At 57.1% G+C, this 20,436-nt stretch carries 25 protein-coding genes; 6 read left to right on the top strand and 19 right to left on the bottom strand.

What is annotated here, in order from left to right; genetic code table 11:
- Positions 1 to 258 precede the first annotated feature (258 nt).
- Genes AC5SEM_RS08805 through AC5SEM_RS08790 form a run of 4 tightly spaced genes read left to right on the top strand, consistent with a single transcriptional unit; the run spans position 259 to position 4,215 of the window.
- Positions 259 to 1,284 carry an ABC transporter substrate-binding protein gene (locus AC5SEM_RS08805; RefSeq protein WP_007918009.1) on the top strand — a complete coding sequence of 342 codons (1,026 nt, stop codon included), beginning with the start codon at positions 259 to 261 and terminating at the stop codon, positions 1,282 to 1,284.
- Positions 1,281 to 2,228 carry an ABC transporter permease gene (locus AC5SEM_RS08800; protein WP_495473452.1) on the top strand — a complete coding sequence of 316 codons (948 nt, stop codon included), beginning with the start codon at positions 1,281 to 1,283 and terminating at the stop codon, positions 2,226 to 2,228. The genes AC5SEM_RS08805 and AC5SEM_RS08800 overlap by 4 nt, the downstream gene beginning before the upstream one ends.
- 6 nt (positions 2,229 to 2,234) lie before the next feature.
- The gene (locus AC5SEM_RS08795; RefSeq protein ID WP_007918021.1) at positions 2,235 to 3,044 is read left to right on the top strand and encodes an ABC transporter permease; all 810 of its coding nucleotides are present in this window, start codon (positions 2,235 to 2,237) and stop codon (positions 3,042 to 3,044) included.
- A gap of 16 nt (positions 3,045 to 3,060) precedes the next feature.
- On the top strand, positions 3,061 to 4,215 hold the full coding sequence (locus AC5SEM_RS08790; RefSeq protein WP_495472700.1) for an ABC transporter ATP-binding protein: 1,155 nt from the start codon (positions 3,061 to 3,063) through the stop codon (positions 4,213 to 4,215).
- Positions 4,216 to 4,522: 307 nt separating this feature from the next.
- Here the strand turns inward: AC5SEM_RS08790 and AC5SEM_RS08785 are convergent, their stop codons facing one another.
- From AC5SEM_RS08785 to AC5SEM_RS08765, 5 genes are read right to left on the bottom strand one after another with little or no spacing between them, the layout of a single operon-like run.
- Positions 4,523 to 4,948 (bottom strand): phage tail protein, encoded by a 426-nt coding sequence (locus AC5SEM_RS08785; RefSeq protein ID WP_495472699.1) that lies wholly within the window; start codon positions 4,946 to 4,948, stop codon positions 4,523 to 4,525.
- A gap of 9 nt (positions 4,949 to 4,957) precedes the next feature.
- Positions 4,958 to 6,016 carry a gp53-like domain-containing protein gene (locus tag AC5SEM_RS08780; RefSeq protein WP_495472698.1) on the bottom strand — a complete coding sequence of 353 codons (1,059 nt, stop codon included), beginning with the start codon at positions 6,014 to 6,016 and terminating at the stop codon, positions 4,958 to 4,960.
- Positions 6,016 to 6,597: a phage tail protein gene (locus tag AC5SEM_RS08775; protein ID WP_495472697.1), complete on the bottom strand. Its 582-nt coding sequence runs from the start codon at positions 6,595 to 6,597 to the stop codon at positions 6,016 to 6,018. The genes AC5SEM_RS08780 and AC5SEM_RS08775 overlap by 1 nt, the downstream gene beginning before the upstream one ends.
- Positions 6,590 to 7,711 (bottom strand): baseplate assembly protein, encoded by a 1,122-nt coding sequence (locus tag AC5SEM_RS08770; protein WP_495472696.1) that lies wholly within the window; start codon positions 7,709 to 7,711, stop codon positions 6,590 to 6,592. Before AC5SEM_RS08770 ends, AC5SEM_RS08775 begins: the two co-directional genes overlap by 8 nt.
- Entirely contained in the window at positions 7,695 to 8,072 is a 378-nt protein-coding gene (locus AC5SEM_RS08765) for a GPW/gp25 family protein (protein WP_495472695.1), read from the bottom strand. Before AC5SEM_RS08765 ends, AC5SEM_RS08770 begins: the two co-directional genes overlap by 17 nt.
- A gap of 89 nt (positions 8,073 to 8,161) precedes the next feature.
- Between AC5SEM_RS08765 and AC5SEM_RS08760 the strand changes: the two genes are divergently transcribed.
- Positions 8,162 to 8,926 carry an HNH endonuclease signature motif containing protein gene (locus tag AC5SEM_RS08760; RefSeq protein ID WP_495472694.1) on the top strand — a complete coding sequence of 255 codons (765 nt, stop codon included), beginning with the start codon at positions 8,162 to 8,164 and terminating at the stop codon, positions 8,924 to 8,926.
- 5 nt (positions 8,927 to 8,931) lie between these two features.
- Here the strand turns inward: AC5SEM_RS08760 and AC5SEM_RS08755 are convergent, their stop codons facing one another.
- The 6 genes from AC5SEM_RS08755 to AC5SEM_RS08730 all read right to left on the bottom strand — a co-directional run bounded on the left by AC5SEM_RS08755 (position 8,932) and on the right by AC5SEM_RS08730 (position 14,774).
- A complete protein-coding gene (locus tag AC5SEM_RS08755; RefSeq protein ID WP_495472693.1) occupies positions 8,932 to 9,483 on the bottom strand; it encodes a phage baseplate assembly protein V in 552 nt (183 codons plus the stop codon).
- Positions 9,483 to 10,598, bottom strand: coding sequence for a phage late control D family protein (locus tag AC5SEM_RS08750; protein ID WP_495472692.1), 1,116 nt, complete (start codon positions 10,596 to 10,598; stop codon positions 9,483 to 9,485). Before AC5SEM_RS08750 ends, AC5SEM_RS08755 begins: the two co-directional genes overlap by 1 nt.
- Positions 10,586 to 10,792: a tail protein X gene (locus AC5SEM_RS08745; protein WP_210623428.1), complete on the bottom strand. Its 207-nt coding sequence runs from the start codon at positions 10,790 to 10,792 to the stop codon at positions 10,586 to 10,588. The genes AC5SEM_RS08750 and AC5SEM_RS08745 overlap by 13 nt, the downstream gene beginning before the upstream one ends.
- Positions 10,792 to 11,673, bottom strand: a complete 882-nt coding sequence (locus AC5SEM_RS08740) for a phage tail protein (RefSeq protein ID WP_495472691.1) — start codon at positions 11,671 to 11,673, stop codon at positions 10,792 to 10,794. Before AC5SEM_RS08740 ends, AC5SEM_RS08745 begins: the two co-directional genes overlap by 1 nt.
- Positions 11,673 to 14,264 carry a phage tail tape measure protein gene (locus AC5SEM_RS08735; RefSeq protein ID WP_495472690.1) on the bottom strand — a complete coding sequence of 864 codons (2,592 nt, stop codon included), beginning with the start codon at positions 14,262 to 14,264 and terminating at the stop codon, positions 11,673 to 11,675. The genes AC5SEM_RS08740 and AC5SEM_RS08735 overlap by 1 nt, the downstream gene beginning before the upstream one ends.
- A gap of 195 nt (positions 14,265 to 14,459) precedes the next feature.
- A complete protein-coding gene (locus AC5SEM_RS08730) occupies positions 14,460 to 14,774 on the bottom strand; it encodes a phage tail assembly protein (protein WP_495472689.1) in 315 nt (104 codons plus the stop codon).
- Positions 14,775 to 15,175: 401 nt separating this feature from the next.
- Between AC5SEM_RS08730 and AC5SEM_RS08725 the strand changes: the two genes are divergently transcribed.
- A complete protein-coding gene (locus AC5SEM_RS08725; RefSeq protein ID WP_495472688.1) occupies positions 15,176 to 15,619 on the top strand; it encodes a hypothetical protein in 444 nt (147 codons plus the stop codon).
- Position 15,620: 1 nt separating this feature from the next.
- Here AC5SEM_RS08725 and AC5SEM_RS08720 read toward each other — a convergent pair whose 3' ends face one another.
- Genes AC5SEM_RS08720 through AC5SEM_RS08685 form a run of 8 tightly spaced genes read right to left on the bottom strand, consistent with a single transcriptional unit; the run spans position 15,621 to position 20,429 of the window.
- Positions 15,621 to 16,145, bottom strand: coding sequence for a phage major tail tube protein (locus tag AC5SEM_RS08720; RefSeq protein ID WP_463955964.1), 525 nt, complete (start codon positions 16,143 to 16,145; stop codon positions 15,621 to 15,623).
- A complete protein-coding gene (locus AC5SEM_RS08715; protein WP_495472687.1) occupies positions 16,146 to 17,570 on the bottom strand; it encodes a phage tail sheath subtilisin-like domain-containing protein in 1,425 nt (474 codons plus the stop codon). It abuts the gene before it with no gap.
- A 6-nt stretch (positions 17,571 to 17,576) separates the two neighbouring features.
- Complete coding sequence (locus AC5SEM_RS08710; protein ID WP_495472686.1) at positions 17,577 to 17,810, bottom strand: hypothetical protein; 234 nt, start codon at positions 17,808 to 17,810, stop codon at positions 17,577 to 17,579.
- On the bottom strand, positions 17,807 to 18,289 hold the full coding sequence (locus AC5SEM_RS08705; protein ID WP_495472685.1) for a Gp37 family protein: 483 nt from the start codon (positions 18,287 to 18,289) through the stop codon (positions 17,807 to 17,809). The genes AC5SEM_RS08710 and AC5SEM_RS08705 overlap by 4 nt, the downstream gene beginning before the upstream one ends.
- Positions 18,286 to 18,720, bottom strand: coding sequence for a gp436 family protein (locus tag AC5SEM_RS08700; RefSeq protein WP_495472684.1), 435 nt, complete (start codon positions 18,718 to 18,720; stop codon positions 18,286 to 18,288). Before AC5SEM_RS08700 ends, AC5SEM_RS08705 begins: the two co-directional genes overlap by 4 nt.
- 8 nt (positions 18,721 to 18,728) lie before the next feature.
- Complete coding sequence (locus AC5SEM_RS08695) at positions 18,729 to 19,061, bottom strand: capsid cement protein (protein WP_495472683.1); 333 nt, start codon at positions 19,059 to 19,061, stop codon at positions 18,729 to 18,731.
- Positions 19,058 to 19,498 carry a hypothetical protein gene (locus AC5SEM_RS08690; RefSeq protein ID WP_495472682.1) on the bottom strand — a complete coding sequence of 147 codons (441 nt, stop codon included), beginning with the start codon at positions 19,496 to 19,498 and terminating at the stop codon, positions 19,058 to 19,060. The genes AC5SEM_RS08695 and AC5SEM_RS08690 overlap by 4 nt, the downstream gene beginning before the upstream one ends.
- A 7-nt stretch (positions 19,499 to 19,505) precedes the next feature.
- Positions 19,506 to 20,429 (bottom strand): major capsid protein, encoded by a 924-nt coding sequence (locus AC5SEM_RS08685; RefSeq protein ID WP_495472681.1) that lies wholly within the window; start codon positions 20,427 to 20,429, stop codon positions 19,506 to 19,508.
- Positions 20,430 to 20,436 lie beyond the last annotated feature (7 nt).

Below are 20,436 nucleotides of genomic sequence, written 5' to 3'. Positions count from 1 at the left end.
AACAACGATGTTGGCTGATACACCGCAATCGCGAGCAGGCTCACTCCTACAGGGGTTTTGCATTCCAGATTTATTTCTTCGAACCACAAAAAAGGACAGCCGCCAGATAACCGGTAAGGCAAAGTGCTTGCACAAAGTTTGGAATACCATAATATGATATTCCATAGACCGGACACTCCAACGAACGTCCATCTACTGCTCCCGATAGGCGGGCAACAACGCAAGCCCGCTCAAAAACACAACAATGAGGGCGTGAAAATGGTGTTGAACAAAGCTGCAACCGCGATCTTTTTTGCGGGACTGCTCAGCGTCACCGGCCAGGCTGCAATGGCTGCCGAAAGCGTGAACTTCGTCAGTTGGGGCGGAAGCACCCAGGATGCGCAGAAACAGGCCTGGGCCGATCCGTTCAGCAAGGCCAGCGGCATCACCGTCGTGCAGGACGGCCCCACCGACTACGGCAAACTCAAAGCCATGGTCGAGAGCGGCAACGTGCAGTGGGACGTGGTCGATGTCGAAGCCGATTTCGCCCTGCGCGCCGCCGCTGAAGGCCTGCTCGAACCCCTCGATTTCAAAGTCATCCAGCGCGACAAGATCGACCCGCGTTTTGTCAGCGATCACGGCGTCGGCTCGTTCTTCTTCTCCTTTGTCCTCGGCTACAACGAGGGCAAACTCGGCGCCAACAAGCCGCAGGACTGGAGCGCCCTGTTCGACACCAAAACCTACCCCGGCAAACGTGCCCTGTATAAATGGCCTAGCCCCGGCGTGCTCGAACTGGCGCTGCTGGCCGATGGCGTAGCGGCCGACAAGCTTTACCCGCTGGATCTCGATCGCGCCTTCAAGAAACTCGATACCATCAAGAAAGACATCGTCTGGTGGGGCGGCGGCGCGCAGTCGCAGCAACTGCTGGCGTCCGGTGAAGCGAGCATGGGTCAGTTCTGGAACGGTCGCATCCACGCCCTGCAAGAAGACGGCGCACCGGTCGGCGTGAGCTGGAAACAGAACCTGGTCATGGCCGACATTCTGGTCATCCCGAAAGGCTCGAAAAACAAGGACGCGGCGATGAAGTTTCTCGCTGCCGCCAGCAGCGCCAAGGGCCAGGCTGACTTCTCCAACCTGACCGCCTACGCCCCGGTCAACCTCGACAGTGTGGAGCGTCTGGATTCGACGCTGGCCCCCAACCTGCCGACTGCCTACGCTAAGGATCAGATCACTCTAGATTTCGCGTACTGGGCCAAAAACGGCCAGGCCATCGCGACACGGTGGAACGAATGGCTGGTCAAATGAAAATGGCGGCCACCGCGTCCCGTCCCTCCACTGCCACCGGGAGCGCGACCAGCGCTTCCGGCTCGGCCCACGGAACACAGGCGGTTGCGATGCAGCAAGCCCCGTCCCTCAGACAACGCTGGCGCGGCGCCGGCAACCTCGCCCCAGCGCTGCTGTTCATCGGCCTGTTCTTCCTCGCGCCGTTGATTGGCCTGCTGTTGCGCGGTGTGCTCGAACCGACGCCAGGCCTTGGCAACTATGAACAGTTGTTCGCCAACTCCGCTTATGCGCGAGTGCTGCTGAACACCTTTTCGGTGGCCGGGCTGGTGACGCTGTTCAGCTTGCTACTGGGCTTTCCGCTGGCTTGGGCGATCACCCTGGTGCCGCGTGGCTGGGGGCGCTGGATTCTCAACGTCGTGCTGCTGTCGATGTGGACCAGCCTGCTCGCCCGCACCTATTCGTGGCTGGTGCTGCTGCAAGCTTCGGGCGTGATCAACAAGGCTCTGATGGCGATGGGCATCATCGATCAGCCGCTGGAGATGGTCCACAACCTCACCGGCGTAGTGATCGGCATGAGCTACATCATGATCCCGTTCATCGTCCTGCCGTTGCAGGCGACCATGCAGGCCATCGATCCGATGATCCTGCAGGCCGGCTCGATCTGCGGCGCGAGTCCGTGGACCAACTTCTTCCGGGTGTTCCTGCCGCTGTGCCGGCCGGGTCTGGCCTCAGGTGGCCTGATGGTGTTCGTCATGTCGCTCGGTTACTACGTGACCCCGGCGCTGCTTGGCGGGGCGCAGAACATGATGCTGCCGGAGTTCATCATTCAGCAGGTGCAATCGTTCCTCAACTGGGGCCTGGCCAGTGCCGGCGCCGCGTTGCTGATCGCGATCACTTTGGTGCTGTTCTACTTCTACCTGAAGCTTCAGCCGGAATCCCCGGTTGGCGCCAGTAACGCGAGGTAAGCCGACATGCTCCTGACTCCCAATGCGATGAGCCGGCGCATGCGCTTCGGCCTCTACGCCACCACTGGGCTGATCGGTCTGTTCCTGCTGTTGCCGATCGTGTTTATCGTGCTGCTGTCATTCGGTTCGTCGCAGTGGCTGGTGTTTCCACCGCCGGGCTGGACGCTGAAATGGTACGGCCAGTTCTTCTCCAATCCGGACTGGATGAACGCTGCAGCGGCCAGCCTCAAGGTCGCCGTACTGACCACGATCTGCGCCGTGGCCCTCGGTTTGCCGACTGCATTTGCGCTGGTGCGCGGACGCTTTCCCGGCCGGGAAATGCTCTACGGTCTGTTCACCCTGCCGATGATCGTGCCGCTGGTGATCATCGCCGTGGCGGTGTACGCGCTGTTCCTCAAGCTCGGTTACACCGGGACGATGTTCGCGTTTGTCGTCAGCCATGTGATCGTCGCGCTGCCGTTCACCATCATCTCGATCATCAACTCGCTGAAGCTGTTTGATCAGTCGATTGAAGACGCGGCAGTGATCTGCGGTGCCTCGCGCCTGCAAGCGGTGTTCAAGGTGACGTTCCCGGCGATCCGCCCGGGCATGGTTGCCGGCGCACTCTTCGCCTTCCTCGTTTCGTGGGACGAAGTGGTGCTCAGCGTGATGATGGCCAGCCCGACCCTGCAAACCCTTCCCGTGAAAATGTGGACCACCTTGCGCCAGGACCTGACGCCAGTGATCGCCGTCGCTTCGACGCTGCTGATCGGCCTGTCTGTTTTGGTCATGGTCATCGCCGCCGCACTGCGCCGGCGCAACGAAATCAGCGCCTGAGCGCCAGGAGTACGACATGAGTGCCGTGATCAAAGACGCTTCCCAGCAGAATGACAAACCCCTGGTCAGCCTGCGCAACCTGAACAAGCACTACGGCGATTTTGCTGCGGTCGACAACATCTCGCTGGACATCAAGGACGGTGAATTCCTCACCTTCCTCGGCTCCAGCGGCTCGGGCAAAAGCACCACGCTGTCGATGCTCGCCGGGTTTGAAACGCCGAGCAGCGGCGAGATCCTCGTCAACGGCCAGTCGCTGGTGAATGTGCCGCCGCACAAGCGTGACATCGGCATGGTGTTCCAGCGCTACTCGCTGTTCCCGCATCTGTCGGTGCGCGACAACATCGCCTTTCCTTTGGCGATTCGCAAACTGGCGGCGGCTGAACGTGAGAAGCGCGTCGATGCGATGTTGAAACTGGTGCAGCTTGAGCAGTTCGCCCATCGCCGCCCTTCGCAATTATCTGGCGGCCAACAACAACGTGTCGCCATTGCCCGGGCGCTGGTTTACGAGCCGCGCATTCTGTTGATGGACGAACCGCTCGGTGCTTTGGATAAAAAGCTGCGGGAAGATCTGCAGGATGAATTGCGCCAACTGCATCGCCGTCTGGGCATCACCATCGTTTACGTGACCCACGACCAGGAAGAAGCCATGCGTTTGTCGCAACGCATCGCGATTTTCAGTCACGGCAAGATTGTTGGTCTGGGTAGCGGTTATGACCTGTATCAGAATCCGCCGAATGCGTTTGTGGCGTCGTTTCTGGGCAATTCGAACTTCCTCAAGCTCAAGGCGCAAGGTAATGCGGCGGCTTCGTTTGAAGGTCAGTCATTGTCGATTCGCCTGACCGTTGGTTTGCACACCGATCAGGATGTGTTGCTGATGGTGCGGCCGGAAAAGGCACTTGCGTTGAGCGTGGCACAGGCGATCAGCGAACCGCTGCCGTCGGGTTGGAATGAGGTTTCAGCGAAGGTTGTGGAAGTGCTGTTTCTCGGTGAGAGCCAGACTTGCAGCGTGGTCACCTCGGGCGGCACGTCAATGACGGTGAAAGCGTTGTCGGCTGCTGGCATGCCGCTCAAGGCTGGCGATCAGGTGCAAGTGCGCTGGGCCACCGCTGATGCCTGCGTCTACACCGAATGGACCGAAAGCGACCTCAACAAGGCTGCCGGTTCCCACTGAAATCGTGTTGTCTGTGAGATTTACCCCCTCACCCCAGCCCTCTCCCCCAAGGGGGCGAGGGGGAAAGGGAGCCGATCTTCATGTTGTTCAAAACTTGAGTTCGACTCGGTATCCCAAGTCGGCGTAACTTGATGCCGCGCGCGAAAAAAACACGCCCTGAGTTGAGATAAATGGCATTGAGTTCTTTTGCGCTCACTGCAACAGAATATCAAAATGGGCCAACAGGCTTGGTACGAATGCTCCATCTGAATGAGCAGTCTCTTACTTTCGCTCCCATTGCTGCCGTCATCCGTAGACCGTTGATTTACTATTTGAGGTGTTCAGTTAACCAAGGTGGCTCAGGCGGTCGATGATCAATCAGCGGAAACTCTCCGGCCTCTGGCCAGTTCCGCAACGCTCGGCGGTAAACTTGGAGCTCGGAGTATTGCGCAGGAGTCAATGTGGTTTCTTGCGCCTCTTCCATCTCGTCCCGATGGCGCGAAACAACACCGTCAGTAGCTGCAAGCTGCCCATCTCGCCAAGTTCTTTCGGTATCCGCGAAAAACTCCAGTGACGGCGCGGGAGGCTCTATCAGTACCGGATGGCCATCGTCCCCCCAGTCAATTACCTTGCCCTTACCTTGGCCAATCATCAGCACGACATAGACCTCAGCTGGGATCTCTACTGCGTCAGCCGCCATTGATGAATTGATGCCCTCATCATAAAAGCAGCGCTCAGATTTTGAAGCGAACATAAATCCTCCTTAATGTCCGATGGCTAGCCAATCGAAAGAAAGCGGCTGTGCAACCCCAGGCTGACCCGAAGGCGCGAGCGTTGTATAGATGGTGACTCCTTGAGCAGTCACTGCTCCGATACTCGATGTCGCGTTCAACGGCGCACTATTTCGCGGGGTTGTCAGCACTCGACGGCAAGCGTTGGGGAACTTGATGGGGAACGTAATACTGGCAGTGCCAGATGCATTACCGGTTCCCATACCCCATTGAATAATCAGACCACCTGGAAAATTCTGGTAGCCGTAGTCGGTAAGCGCAGCAAGACCGGTTCCGCCAACGGAAAGCCAGCCAGCACCCCACGAAATGAACTCTGCCGCAACGCCGGGGCCGAGAGTCACGTTGGACGAACCCATCGGGTTGCCATTCGGCCCGGTGATGTTGCCGTTTACCGAAGTCACGGTGAGCTTGCTGTTTGCCGACGCCTGCATGTAAAGCCTGCTGCCCGCTGGCAGCAGCATCGCGTCAGGCAGCGTAAGGGTAATGGTTGCGGCGTCTGCATAGACGTATTTGCCGACATCGGCAGCCGTCAGTGCAGTGTTTGCGTTGTAGACGGCGTACCCAGCTAGATTGCCCAACGCCCGCTGTACAAACTCTGTTGTAGCAAGCGATTTATCATTATCAAACTGAGGCGCTGTAATACCTGCTGGAAGGTCAGCAGCGACAAGCGCTGAACCCCCAGTCACAATCCCCTTATCGTTGACGGTCACTTTGGGATAGCTACCGGCTACCACACTGCTATTCGCCAAGGTCAACGTGATCTCAATGTCAGCGCTCCCATCAAAGTTACCGTTTCCTGCCACGGCCCCCTTGAATTTCAAAGCGCGTGGGGTCAACAGTTGAGTAGCCTTGCCGATGGCAGTCACACCGTTGACGATCTTATCCAACTGATCCCTGAGCCACTTCGTCCGGCTCGCCAACTGCTTACCTTGCAGGTTGTCGATACCTTCCGGCCCACCCAACACAGGGTCGGAGGTCTCAAGCTGGTAGATGCCTTCCGGCCATTCATTTACTTCAGGTAAATCAGCCATCAGCTGCTCCCATGGTTGTATTGGCCATCGCGACGAGCAAACCCGTTATGTCTGATAGCCACTGACTGATAGTCGAGCGACACCAAGCGGCAACGAGTCGGGGCGACGGAAAGTAGAAGGCGGCGTAAGAGCGCAGCCTGGTCATTGGTGATGGCACGCTTGAGAAAGACTCGATAGAGGGGCCACGCACCAGGATCACCATGGACATGGTTTCCATCCCTGATGATCGATCCATCACGCACCTGGTTGTTCAGCCCTTCTTGGATCGTTACCTCGCCGAAGCCCAGCAATCGAATAACTTCGCGAATGGCCCAAGGATTGCCCTTGTACCGATGTAACTCGGCCGCCCCCTTGATTAGATTACGCTTGGAATCCTCAGACTCGGCCAGCAACCAGGCTGCCTCGTCGATGAGTGAGAACTGATCGGCCAGGACGGGCAGCAGTCGCGGCTTCACCAGGTCGACCAGGTAAACCAACATTGCATTGATATCCAAACTGTCAAACGTCTCTTTGAGCAGCTCGCTGAGCAACGCGAAACGTTCATCACCAGCCATGGCTGGCGGCAGTTGTTGCTCAGCCATACGCTACCCCTGCGTCTTCCAGCAGGATCGTGGTGTTGTTAGCCCACTCGTTACTCAGCAGTTCGCGCCAGGCGCTGGGTAACTCCAGTTCAGCGCGATAGACGCCATTCACCTGCAACAGCGCGGTAATTTGCTCCTGGACAAGATCGCGGCCAAGTCCGGCCCGACGATCAACCACATACGCCTCGGCGGCAGCCCTGGCCATTTTCATCGCTTCGGCTCGATCTGCTGCGGCATAAAAGGTCAAGCGCGCCTTGATCTCGTAGGCCACTTCGGTGGGCGCAAGAGCGTGTACGGTGTCGCACAGCGGGCGTACTTTTTCGCCGGAGACCTGGCTTTTGATACGCTGCAGCAGATCGTCCGTAGGCAAGCCGGTGTTGGTAAGTGGGAACAAAGCCACGTGGCCGTCCGGCTGCCCTTCGTCAGGCCCATGTACGGCGACATCAATGATCGACTGATGCACCGCCAATGTGTGGTAGCGATAGGCGCCACGGCTGCCAGCATTGCTGAAGGCTTCAGGTGCCAGGATGATCCGCTCACGGTAGCGGTCGTTATCTTCGTCCTCGGCACCATCGGCAGTGACGCGGGTGTTTGTTGCCGTCAGACCGGCTGCAGGTGGGTTACCAATACTGCTGATCTGGCCAACGGCCCAGCCGTTGCCAAGCACCCCGGTCGCAAGACAGGTCGAAGTCGCACTAACTTGGGTTTGGCCTGCTGGAATGATGGCATCCTGATCAGTCAGAAAGGTGATTTTGGCATCCTGGGTGCTCACCCGAGTGCCGGCACGAATCAGCAAAGGCTGCTGCAGTACGGCCGGCATGCTGAAGCGAATCGGGCAACGCGCTGGGGCAGCCAAGAGCCTGGGGGTTGCAACCAGTTCGCCCAGGTAATCCAAAATCGGGGCATCCGCAAAGCGCACCAGAAGTTGCTCGCCGGCATTCTGGATGGACATATCCGAGAGCGTCTTTGCATAGGCAATCAGGTCGATGAAGAGCCGCTCAATCTGGGCGGGATACAGGGTTTTTCCTGACTTGGACTCATAGCGAGCAATCAAAGCGGCTTCCGTAGCAGCCGGATCGATCTCGACAAACACAGGTTTAGGAAGATCGCGCATAGGGCACCTCGGTCAACTGGGCGACACCGTCCGCAACACGCCATTGCACCCGAACCATGACCTGCGCTCCTTCAATCTGCACTTTTACCTGCGCGACTGAAATGCGGTTTTCCCAGCGACGCAATGCGTCGACCGTTTCACGCACCAGGTGCGGAGTCACTCGGTTAACAGGCCAATCGATATATAGATGTAGCTCACTGCCAAAGTCCGGCCGATGAGCATCCGCGCCCTTGGGCGTGGTGAGGATGATACGAATGGACTGGTCGATATCGCGCAGACCCTCGACAACCTCCCCGGATGTACCGAGTGCGGGTTGCCAGTGGGCGGCGGTAATGCTGGTGTAGGGAGTGGGCGTCGTCATGCGTCCATGATGGCGATTTAGTCTATGCTGGGCTTTTAATCGAGTTTAAAGACGGCACCCACGAACCAAATGACAACAAGGAATTTGAGATGGAGAGGAAACCCAAAATAGAAGTACGCAGGAAACTTCGGAAGGAGGTCGGCTTTGGTTGCCCGGTTCCTGGTTGTGGTCGACCCTTTCTAGAGTGGCACCACTTTGACCCACCTTGGCGTGAACTAAATCACCACAATCCTGAGGGGATGATCGCTCTGTGTACTGAACATCATGCCCAGGCAGACGGAGGAGCGTTTACCATCGAGCAGCTTAAGCGCTTAAAACACTCGGTAGTAGAAGCAGCTCAGGTGAAGGGGCGGTTTAACTGGATGAGAAACGAGTTGTTGATGGTTGTAGGGGGCAACTATCTATTGGAGACCTATGAGGCGATTCGTTACAAAGGAACTCCTTTGATTTGGCTGAGCCGCGACGATGAAGGATACCTACTTCTTAACGTCGCCCAAGTGACCGTTGACGGTGAACCAAGATTTTCGATGGAAGAAAATTTCTGGACAGTTCACGGTAATGAGGAAGATGTCGATTGCCCTCCTTCCGGCAAAATGCTTTCGGTGAAATATACAAACGGTGATTCATGCTCGGTGAAGTTTTTGGAGCTAGCAAGCAAAGAGGCACTTCAGAAGCACTACGCTGATGCTCCTGAGGCTCTATTTGATATCGAAACGCCCGTCACAGCTGTGGAGGTAACCTTCCGCTTAAAGAATGCAGGTCTTGATATAGGGCCTAAGAAAACTGTGATTGGAGGTAACACCATTGGAGGTAACTTCTCCGTGCGGTGTGGTGCTGGTGTCGTCATAAATTGACATTCTCAATGAGAGTGATGGTTTGAGTTTCCACCGGCATCCATGACAGCCCCTGTTGCACTGACGTTGCCCTTAACACCGAGATCGCCATTCACCTGCAGGTCCCCATTCAGGGTGACCTGCGGAATGTCCAGAGTTGCTGACGGCGCTTTGACCACCACCGGCTCACCGGCTTCAACCGTGATGTTACGGCCACACTTCAAAAGCAACGCCCCCACGCAATCTAACGTCATCACCCCGGCCGCACGGTCGTAGGTGGAGATTGTTCCATCACTGAAGCGCACATAGTCTGTGTCCTCGTCGACCACAGGCGGCGGCTCAGCCGTCGAATAGATCCCGCCCAGGCAAACACCACCTACACCGTCAGCATCCAGTAGTACTGCGACCTGTTCATTCAGCTCGGGCATCAGGGGCCGGCGCTGCGTGCCCTGGGTGTTACGTTGGGGCACGTTGAGCCAATAGCTTTCAACCCCGTCGCGGTCGTCCAGGCGCACCCGGATACGGCACGTCATGTGATCCACGGCGCTGACTTCGCCGTACTCCAGTTCAACAGCCATCAGGCAACCACCTCACGCTGAATGCCATAAGTCGACAGCGCCAGGTCTGGCTTTGTACTGTCTTGCGTCATCGAGATCGAGGGCGCAGAAATGCGGCAGAGCGACTGATCCACTGTGTAACCGCCGCTGCGCGTCATTCGGTGCTGCGCGGACATAATCAAATAGTTGCCACCCAACATGCCTGCTGCAGCCAAGGTCACGATATTGCCGCTGACCAGGTTAGGTCGACCCATGGCGGTCCAACTGCCAGTAGTTCGCTCGCGATTGGCTTTGGCTAGTTCAGCCTTGGCTTTTGCTTTGGATTCTTCGGCCGAGGCGCTGCGTTTGCGGCTCTTCTTCGTGTCACCGCTGGTGGTGGCTTTACTCACGCTACTGGGTACAGCGACCGTCTTGCCCTCGTTGTCGATCTTGTAAGCGATCAACTGCTTCTTCGCCGGCTCTTTGTGCTTGACCTCTACAGCCTGAGGCACACTCTTGATCGTGTCGCGCAACCTCAAGCTGGCCAGATCCTGAAGCACTTGAGTTGCTACCGGCGATCCTTTGGCCAGCTCACTGATAGCATGGAAGACCATCCGGGTGCCGGTGACCTTGAATGCATAGTCGTATTCGCCAGCAAGGTTGCGCAGGAAGGTCAAGTCAGACTCTTGCTGGGTTAATCGGTCGAGTTTGATCGGTTCGATGCTGCCAATCAGCTCCAGGCCTTGCCGGTCAGCTACCTGCTTGGCAATGGCGTCCAGAGTGGTGCTTTCGTATGCGCGATGCTCGGTGGTACGCAATGATGCCTTGATGCCGGTGGCCAACGCGTGAATGGTGATGGTCGACGGTGGGCAATTAAGCTCAACCTCATCAATCTCAAATCGGCCCAGCGTGCGCAACGATTCACCTTCCCACCCAATAGCGAGGGCCAAGGTGTCACCGTGACCTGGATACCAGGCGTCACGCCATTTGCCCTCGGTGTCCTCCAGTTCGACCTCCAGGCTGTCAGCCTCACCTGTGAGAAAGTCCGAATACGTGAGTGAAAGCAGGTGCAGGCTGACATTGCGAGTGATATTGCTCTGCTGGTAAGTCAGTACAAAACGCGCTTCCGGCACCTGTTTTGGGGTCATCGCATCCATGGTGGCAGATCCTCTGTTGTCGCCACGGGATCAAGTAGCGGGATGGCCAAGGTCAACCCTGCCGGTAAGGCGCTGGTGATAGGCACATGCATGTTCGCCTGAACGATCGGCGAATACCGATGTGCGTCTCCGTAGTACTTCCACGCCAGTTGATCCCAGCGCTCTCCTTCGGTAGTGACATGGGTAAGAAACATCAGGCTTTCCTCGTCAGAACCTGTGCCGCCAGCCCTGCAAGGCGGGTGCTGGCACCGTTCATGGTGGTGAGCGCTTGGTCTAGCGACTCGCGGGACGAGGTAAATCGGTCCACGATGTTGCCCAGGTCAACTGGATTGAGGGCGGATCGGGCCCCCATCACACTGCCTAGTACGTCCTCACCTAAACGCGACAGATCGGCACCATCTTTGAGCAGACCCGCAGCTGCCGTAAGCCCTTGCAACGGATCAATGGCCCTTGCGGTGACGCCGAGCAACTGGGGAACCTGGCCGAGGATCATCGAGGCGTTACCGCTCTTGACCGTTTCATACAGGTTCTGACCAGCTTTCAGCATATTGCCGGCTGTTTTGGCGTGACCAATCACTGCCTGGACGGTGCTGGGCGATGGCATCAGTCGCGAGACAAGTCCGGGTGAACCTGCAGCAGCTGCAGGTGTGCCGCTCAACGCAGTATCGAGTAGACCCGGACGAGCAACCTTGCGCGTGAAAGCTCCGGTGTATTCCTTCAGACTCAACTGCACCGTCGCCGAGTTGATCTGGCCCGTATCTGTTGCGCGGCGGATGTTGTTACCTATGTTGGTGATGACATAGGCGCCCAGGTACTCGCCAGAGCCCATGACAAACGCCAACGGTTCGTGCTTGGTCTTGGCCAGGCGCAGTGCCCGCAACCTTTCCTCGGGATCGCCTAAGACGGGGTGCAGCTCGATGGTCAGATTGCATTCATCCAGTCCTTCACCAACCCACTCAAGCAAGGGTTTGCCCTGTATGCGCGCATGCTCGGCCCAATCGGCCGTGCTGCTTTGGTCCATGCCGGTGATGCCACCGGCTACGGTAAATTCGATATCGCCCAGGATGGCAAACATCAAGCCAGCCCTCCATCAGACGGGCCATAACTACGACGGCGTTTGTCGTGCATGTAACGATCCATCATTCGCACAAACTCGGAGTAACCGGCTTGCAGCCCCTGTTGAACCTGCTGTTGAGTGTCGGCGCCGCCAGGCACGGTGATTTGAGGGGAGAAGTGAAAGACAGGCTGGCCACCTGCACCTGGAGAGCCTGTAGATGACATGCCGCCGCTATCACCCATCATGCTAGCCCGGGAGACATTGGCCGGATTCGGTGGGGCAAGATCCACACCCGACTGCGCAGCCATGCCGAGCGCGGCCTGACGGACCAGGCCAGCCTGCGCACTAATGCCGATGGCCGCACCTTCGCTGATATTGGCCCCGTATCCCATGAATACGCGGCTCGGCGATTGGATGCCAAGCGTCTCTGTGAACCAGCCTTTTACTGAAGAGCCAATGCCAATCACGCTGTCCTTCAGCGAGCTGGCCATGTTGCTGATGCCGTTGACCAGGCCCGTGATAATCATGCCGCCGAACTCGCTGAATTTGCCGGGTAGTTCGACTCCGAAATAATTCATCACGGCAGCAAATGCACGGTAGAAAAGACCAACAGGCGAAAAGTTGACGATCAAGGCGGTGATGCCTGCAAGCCCACCACTAAAGCCAGCTTTGATCTCGCCCCAAAGCCCGACGAAGAACCCTTTGATCGGCTCCCAATAGCGGTAGATCAAATAAGCTCCGAGCGCGATACCCGTAATCAGTAGGCCGATGGGGTTCATCAGCAAAGCTCTTCCAAGCCAAAGGATGGCTTGGCCAGCAAGTTTCAACCCGAACAACAGGGTGCCGCCGAGGATCTTGCCCAGGGACAAACCGCCCCGTGCCACCATCATCAACGGTGTTCCCAGTGCCATCGTGATGCCGCGCAAGAACGAGCCACTGTACTTGGCCACCGTGAGCAACCCACTGCCGATCCGGGACAGACCAGAGACCAGCGGCGCGAATTTGCCCATCTGCCACATAGCACGCAGCAAGGTCCACTTCGCAGAAAGTGTTTTGATGGTCGTGGAAATGGCCACGAACGGCGACAACACCAGGTTGGCGCCGTAGGCAACACCAATGAAGGCAAGTTTGCTGAGTAGCAGCCCACCGACTAGTCCAACAATACCCTTGATCAGCGCGGGGTGTTCGCCAGCCCAAGTGGCGAATGACTGCATTACCGGTAGGACTGCTTGGGTAACGTCGACAAGAGCGGGTAGCAGCACGCTACCGATGGTTATTCCGATCTCCGAAAGGTTGATCGTCAGTGCCTTCAACTGTTCCTTCGGACTCTCCATTCGTTTTTTCCAATCAGCATCACCAACTCCCTTATCGGCATCATCGATACTGGTCTTTTGAATTCCACTTAGGTCCTTGCGGTTTGCCAAAGCTGGGCGAACAAAAGAAAGCACCTGCATGTCGGCAAATAACTCGCCTAACTTGTAGGATTCGTTCAGCCGTTTCAGAGCTATTTCTCGCTCGGCATCGTCCTTGATAGCCATCGCCTTTTGAAACTCACCAGCGGCTTTCGGACTTTTGCTCCCAACATATTGAGTAATCACTTCAAGCATTGCCTGAACTGGGGTAAGCCCTTTCCCTACCAGATTCTGCATGCTCTCTTGAAGGTTGATTCCCGCGCCCTCGAATGACTTCAAAGTGTCCTTGGCAGTAAGCTTGGAAAGGAAGTTTTTGAAGTTGTTGGCTGCCTCGTCATTGCTACCAGCGCCGCGCCGGGCAATCTGAAGGGAAGCACCAATCTCTGCTACCGCTCGCTCCCCAGTGATACCTAAAGCGGCAAACTGAGGAGTCAACTGAGGCAGCCACTTAGCCATGTCAGCGAGTTCGAACTGACCGTTCTTTCCCGCTGAAGCGAGCATATTCATTGAGCGCTCAAATCCTGACGCTCCAACTCCCAAGTTGTCCTTGAGCGCAATTGCGACAGAGCCAAGGTCATCCATGCTGGCTCTTGTTGCAGTAGCGAACTTAGACATTAATGGTGCATATGCCTCCAGCTCTTTTACGTTGGAAATACCTCCAGCGATCAGCACTTGGGCGCCTGCGGCGACGTCCATTTGCGTTTGGTTCCACTTCAGAGCAGAGGTCCTAAGTACATCTCCCAAGCGTTGTTCTTCTGCTGCATCAAAACCGCCAGTGATGGCGATGTCGTTGGTCCGATCCTTGAAGTCAATGGCCGTGCGCATCGACTGAACAACCGGCGCACCAAGTGCTACGCCTGTACCGACTGTCTCCATCGCCTGGCCACGTAACTCACTGCGCTTGTTCTTCAGGGTGTCGCCACGAGCGATGCTGATATTGAGGCGGTCCTGTTTGACCTTGAGTTGATCAATTGTCCGTCCGACTTGATCGTACTGCCGACGCATACGTTCGATGCCAGTGCCGCCACGCGCCAGGGATGCAGACAGTTCGGTGCCGATGAGTTTCTGCTTGGCCGTCAGGCCATCAGTCGCACGACCGAGCTGTTGCACAATCGATTTGGCCGAACCGAATGCACCGCTCAGGGTGCCGGAGACCGCAGCTCCGATCCTTAATCCAACCCGAACTTCATTGGCCATAAATTTCTCTACAAGGGGAGACTATTGCGGGTGGCCGCCTTCTATTGCAGAAGGCGGCGTGTTGCTGGTGGACATGGTGTTGGCCGTGGCGGCTGTCAGCTATTCATCTTCTCGGCAGCCTCGTTCCGCCGATTGATCTCACGCTGACAAACATCGACCCAGCGCCAATAATCAACCATGTCCAGTCGGGCAATCTCAGACGGCTGCATCCTCAACACCAATAGCAACGCTTCGTCCCAGGACTGCAGCAAGGTCTCCGCCGCTAGCCATTTCCCGCAACACCTCGGTGGCTAACTTGGAGTCGGCGATATCGAACTCGCCGAGGTCCTCGATGGTAAGACCCAGCATTTTCGCAACGAGATGATCTTCCATCGCCGCTTCGTCCTTTGTGACGGCCTGAGCGCTGCTGATGTCTTTTCGCTTCAAGCGCTTGATGGACAGCTTCGAGATCTGCTCGCCGCTGGCACTTTTGAAAGGAAACTTGAGGGTCAAACTGAGTGATTCGGCCATCTTTGTTGCTCCAGGTTGTCGGTTTAATCGACTGCTTTAAGTGAGCCCTGAGCATCGCACCTGGTCGTGGCGCTGACTTTTAATCGAGTTTAAAGACGAAGCCCCGCACGATGGCGGGGCTTCGGGTTGCGTCCTTGCGGCTCCAGTCCGTTGGAGTTAGTCCTGGTCATGCATCAACAATGGCGGCAGCACTGGCAACGTGGTGTCATCTGATAACGGCCGGATACCAATGCGATGGTCAGAGCATCCACCAAAACCTCTTTCGGGGCCCTTCCAAAGTTCGATCCCAGTATTGTTTCGCCCGCATTTGGTCGACGTCTCGGCGCACTTGCATATCGATGTACTTCAAGACCTCAGTAACATTTTGAGGACTTACTTTTTCATTTTCAGGAGTCAAGGACATGACAGCCTCCAATATCAAGCGATTCGATGAACTCACCGGCCAAGTACTCGGCGTGCTGTATGAGGGTTTTCCGGTGCCGTGCTACCTACAGCTAAAAAATCTCGCTCCTGATGGTTATTCATATGACGATTTTCTGGGATTCGACGTTCCCAACAAAGACGGCGAGTTCCTTTTTGCCTGTATCGAGTGGCTGGCCGAATCAGGCTACTTGCGCTTCAAGGACAAGGTTCAAGCTACCGGTTACACGGAATGCGTACTGACCGCCAAGGGTCTTGAGGTGCTGAAGGCAACCCCGGATAGCCTCAACACCGAATCAAGCCTTGGTGAGCAATTGGTTGACGCCTCCAAGACGGGAGCAAAAAGTTTAATTGGTGACCTCGCCGGACAAGCCCTGTCCATCGGCGTTAAGTTCGCCACCAATCACCTCGGCCTACCAGGCTGACTTAAGCCTGTCCGATGTTCTGCCGGTACTTCGACAGCTGATCATTGCCACCGACCCGGAAAATGTTGGACAGGTAGTCCAGCAAAACCACCTCTTCACCGTTGAGTACCTGGCGTACATAGGTTGCTGAGAACTGCGTTTCATATTTGGTCGGGTCGCGTGGCTTATAACTGCCCAGCTGATACTCCTTACCGGTGATGGTCATCATCGTAACCAGCGGGATCTCGTCGACCAGGCCTGCGTTATTGAACACCTGAACGTTGGAACGGCATTGCAACTGGATGCTCTTGAAGGGAGTGACCAGTTTCTTCGCTGCTTCGGCGTACAGGCTGTTCCAGGTAATCTTGCCTTCCAACTTATCGATGCCATCCGGCAGCTCAATCAGACCGACCATACCCAGCCCTTGGAAGTCGCTCATCACGGCCTTGATAGAGCCGAGATCGATCTCTTCACATTTGCCAAAGAAGCTGGAACCGTCCAGATAGATGTTGGCGTTGGAAATGCGGTGCGCGCTAAAACCGGCCATTTATGCTGCTCCCAGGTTGACCAGGTATTCCCCGGTAATCTCAGTTTCGAAGGTGCCGCGCTCGAAAGGCACGGGCACACCCAGCTTGTAGCTGAACAGTACGTGTCCGAGCTCCAGCTCGGTCTGTGGATTGCGGGCAGGGTCATACCAGCACTCGCCGCCGAGAAGAGCCTCGTCACCGATCAACTTGCGAATAAACAGGTTGACGCTTTCGGTGATGCTATCAATCAGTGAGTTGGTGACAGGCTGGTCCACGAACTGCAGCGAGCTGTAACGAATCGACTCGTCCACCACGTCCTTGGTACGCCGCACGTTTTCAAAGTTGCGCATGTGAGTCACGGTTGGCCAAGCGGCGGAACGGTTGCCCCACAAACGTAGACCGGTGCCGAACGAATTGAACACGGTGGTAATGCCGTTTTCGTTGAGCAGGTTGACCTCACTGTTTGGGTCATCCACCCGCGCCGTCAACGGTCGTTCCAGGCCAATCACACCAACCAGTTCCTGGTTGGACGAACTCCACCAGTAGCCCTTGTCGTTGTCGATCTTTGCGCGCAAACCCGCTGCACGGATCGACAATGGCTGCAGGCGAGAACCATCGGTCGCCGCGTCGTATACCTTCACATGCGGATAGCACAGACGCACACGGTCGCTGCTTGTATTGAAGTTGATGGCGCCGGCTGGACCGCGCCCGGTAATAACTTGTTGAACCGTGGTTCCGATGGGCGCATCGATGTATGCAAATGCGCTGAGCTGCACAGCCGAAATGATCAGCTCGACACTCACCGAGTTCAGGGTGCTGAAACCCGGCGCGATGAAGATTTTCGGGAAGTATCCCAGCAGGTTGTAGCTGTCCTCGAAAGCCTTCAAGCCAGTACGCCGACCAGCGAGGGTGACACTGCCGATGATATCGGCAGGAGTGACCTTGCTCGGGTCTGCATAGGTGTAATCAGCCTTCACCTGAGCATTGGCGGGAATGCTCCCGGTCGCCAGACGTTTCACCCGACCAATGAGCATGTCAGCCGTGTAGTCGGTTCCCGATACGTAGGTGGTGGCATCGTTCGCCGACTTGACGGTCAGCAGCTGCAGCGCGCCGTGTTCCAACTGCAGCAGATCGTTATCGCCAAACAGTTGTTCTTGGCCAACGACGTTCGTGCGGTGAACCGCCGGATCGAGCACGTTGACCACCAGCACAGTACCGGCGCCGAAGTCGTAGATTCCTTCCAGGGCTTCAGGAATGCTGAATCCGGTGAGGTGCGAGCCGAACTGAGCGGCATCCGTTTCGTTTAACGATTGGGTCAGTTCATTGACTGGTCCGATAGGCGCCGTGCCGACCAGGGCGATTACCGCCGACTTGACCACCCTAATAGCCCGAGGGCCGCGTTCGACCTCGGTAGTCTCAATACCGTGCAAATAGTTAGCAGCCATTGAGCTTCACTCCTGTCCAGATTTTTGTGGCGTAGTTGCAGTCTTGCCAGCAGGTTTTGCGTCAGGCGCTGCAAGTACCAGGTGCTTGAGTTCCAGCAACACCAAGGTGTACTCATGGTCAGCTGGCAGCTCGACGGGTTTCCCCGGCAGCAGTTGCACGTCCAGCAGTTCGCGGGTGTCGTTTACCCGCAAAGTGGCGGCGCTTTGCGGGCCGTTGTAGATGTAGCGGGTAAGTTTCATGGGGTTTCCTCAAAGAACGGTGGGAGCAACGGTGCACCACCAGGTGGAGTCATGACCTGCAATTGCGTGGCACGAACGGCAAAGTCCTGGCCGTATTGCCAGAGCCCTTGCATATGGCCAATGAACTGCTCGGCAACCGGACGACAGGCCTGATCGCAATGCGGTGCGAACCAGCCGGTCAGGCAGGTGCGGATCTGGTCGAGGTAGCTGATCACCCCGTCCCTGCCATTGAGCTGGCGAAATACCAGGGTCAGCCTGATGACGATGTTGCGGGCCTGGAACATTGAGTCCATGGCCTCAGAGCCACCGAAGGTTGATTTGCCATAGGCCAGCAGGATTGCGCCCCGCGTGTGGTTCAAGCGGTAGACCGATGGGTTTTCGGGAAACAGCTCAATCGTCAGATCCTTGCCGAAGGCTTCCTGCAGTCGAACCCTCATGGCCTCCACCAACTGCTCGGTTTGGGTCTTGGGCTGGTTCATCTGTACCGCTCCCAGAGATCGCCGCCGAACTGCTGAGGACGTGCACGGACATGGATCTCACCAGGCTCTGGAGCCGCCTGACCGCCTGGCATGCCCAGGGTGACAACGCCGTCGCGGATGCTTTCCAGGAGTTTGATGGTGTCCTTGCGGCTGTCCTTCACAGCATCTGGCAATGCCCCTTCCGGGCGGCGCTGATACAACCAGTGCCGCGCCAGGTAAACCACTGCATCGCGCAATACGGTTGGGACCGGATAGAGCGGCAAGTCGTAGCGACCACGAAGGTAACCATCGACCAGCTCTTCAGCCTGGCGGACGCTATCCTCGATGACTTCCTCGTTGGGCTCAATGGCGGAGGGGTCGTCGTTGGAGAGCTGGACCAGAGTCATCTCCGGGATAGCCTTGCCGATATCGGCGCGAGTGCAGTAGCGCATGGCTGGCCTCAGATTCCCCGGACGATACGGATGACATCACCTGCAGCAGTTGCTGCATCCATGGTCATGCCGTTCGACTTGCCTGTAGCGAGCGTAACCGCTCGGCCTGAGGCGTCGGACTCCACCTCGGCTCCTGCTGCTACTGCACCACCGGCAGTGATCAGACAGATGCCCAGGACTGTAACCGGGGCCACGTTGTCGGCTTCGGTATCGGCCTGAACCGTGCCCAGAGCCTTCGCACCGGCAGCACACAAGGCACCATTGAAGCCCGCGAAGCGGTAGCGCGGCAGATCAGCCAACGCGACAACCGAGGTAGTGAGTACAGGTTGTTGAGTCTTCATTGTTCGCTCCGGGACGGTTCGATAATGCGGCGGCGCAACAGCGGAGCCGCTTCCTTATCGTTCAAGAAAATTTCATCGTCCTGGTGATACCAGGTGCCGTCGTGCAGCACGGACGACACATCGGTGACCAGGTAGCCAGGCAGTTCGGGAGTTTCCTTGGCTCCATCCTGAAGAGCGGCGGATACGTCAGAGAGACCTACCGGCACTCGGAGCCCATCAAGCGGACCATTCAGCTCATCTGAACCATTGGTATCAGTTGGGACGGGCACAACAGGAGCTGCAGGTGCGGTCTGATCGCCGGTCTGTTCGCCCGAGGCAGCTGGAGGCGTCGTCGGAAGTGCAGCAGCAGGTGCAGTAGCAGCGGTTTGACTGACATCACCCTGAGCCGCATCAGCGGTCTTTCCTGAGGTGGTGCCCTTGGTTTCTTTAGTTGCCATGGGAGCCTCAGCCGTTGATGTCGGTAATCAAGTAACCGGCATCCGAACCCACGACCACAGGCTTATAGATGTCGGTGTTACGAACGAAACGAACCTTGCCGCCCGAACCGTCGTAGGTGTCGATCTCGGGCATACCCTTGCGCCGCAGGGTGTAGCCGAAGCTCGGTTCGTCGTAGTCGGTCTGGGCACCGGCCGCAGGTTTGGCCACGTAAGCCAGGGTGAGGTTGTCGCTCCAGATATCGGAGGTATTGACCGAGCCGGCCAGGGACTCACCGATCAAGACGTTCTCGATACCGAACAGGGCTTTCAGGTGTTCGACGGTGATCAGCTTGCGCTCGGTGGAACCCAGGGCTTCCTGCAGCTTTGGGTGGAACTTCAGTGATTGATACACCGAGGCACCCATGGTCATGGTGTTGGGGCGAATACCGATTCGACTGCGAACCACTTCCTTGCCTTGTTCAACCACGGCGATAGGGTCACCGCCGCCATTGCTCCATTGGCTGGAGCCAGACAGAGTGACCTTGGAGCCGGCCGGGAAGGTGCCAGGACTCTGCGCCAGTTTGGCGCATGCCACTTCGCGGCGCAGATCGATAGCGTTGACCACGCGACGGGATGCACGCGACTCTGCATCGAACATGGATTCGTTCTTCTCGCGGTAGTCCACGGGATACGCAAGGTCGTGCTCGCGCAGCACCACGTCCAGACCGTCCACGTCATCCGGGGTCATAATGTTGGACTGGGCACGGATTGCTCGTTCGGTGTCGTAGACCTCGAAAGCCTCTTTACCGAACAGTGGAACTACGCCGGCTTCCTTGTCCATAAGCGCGATAGGGAACAAGCCTTCGCCGATGTACTGGGCGTTGCGATAGCCTCGCGCCAGGTTGGTGAGTACCGGATCAACGATCCGCAGTTTGCTCAAACGATCAGCCATGGTGACT

It is taken from the genome of Pseudomonas sp. CH61 (genome assembly GCF_059429415.1).
The sequence above is the reverse complement of the archived record's forward strand: the minus strand, read 5'-3'. Positions and strand labels throughout refer to the sequence as shown.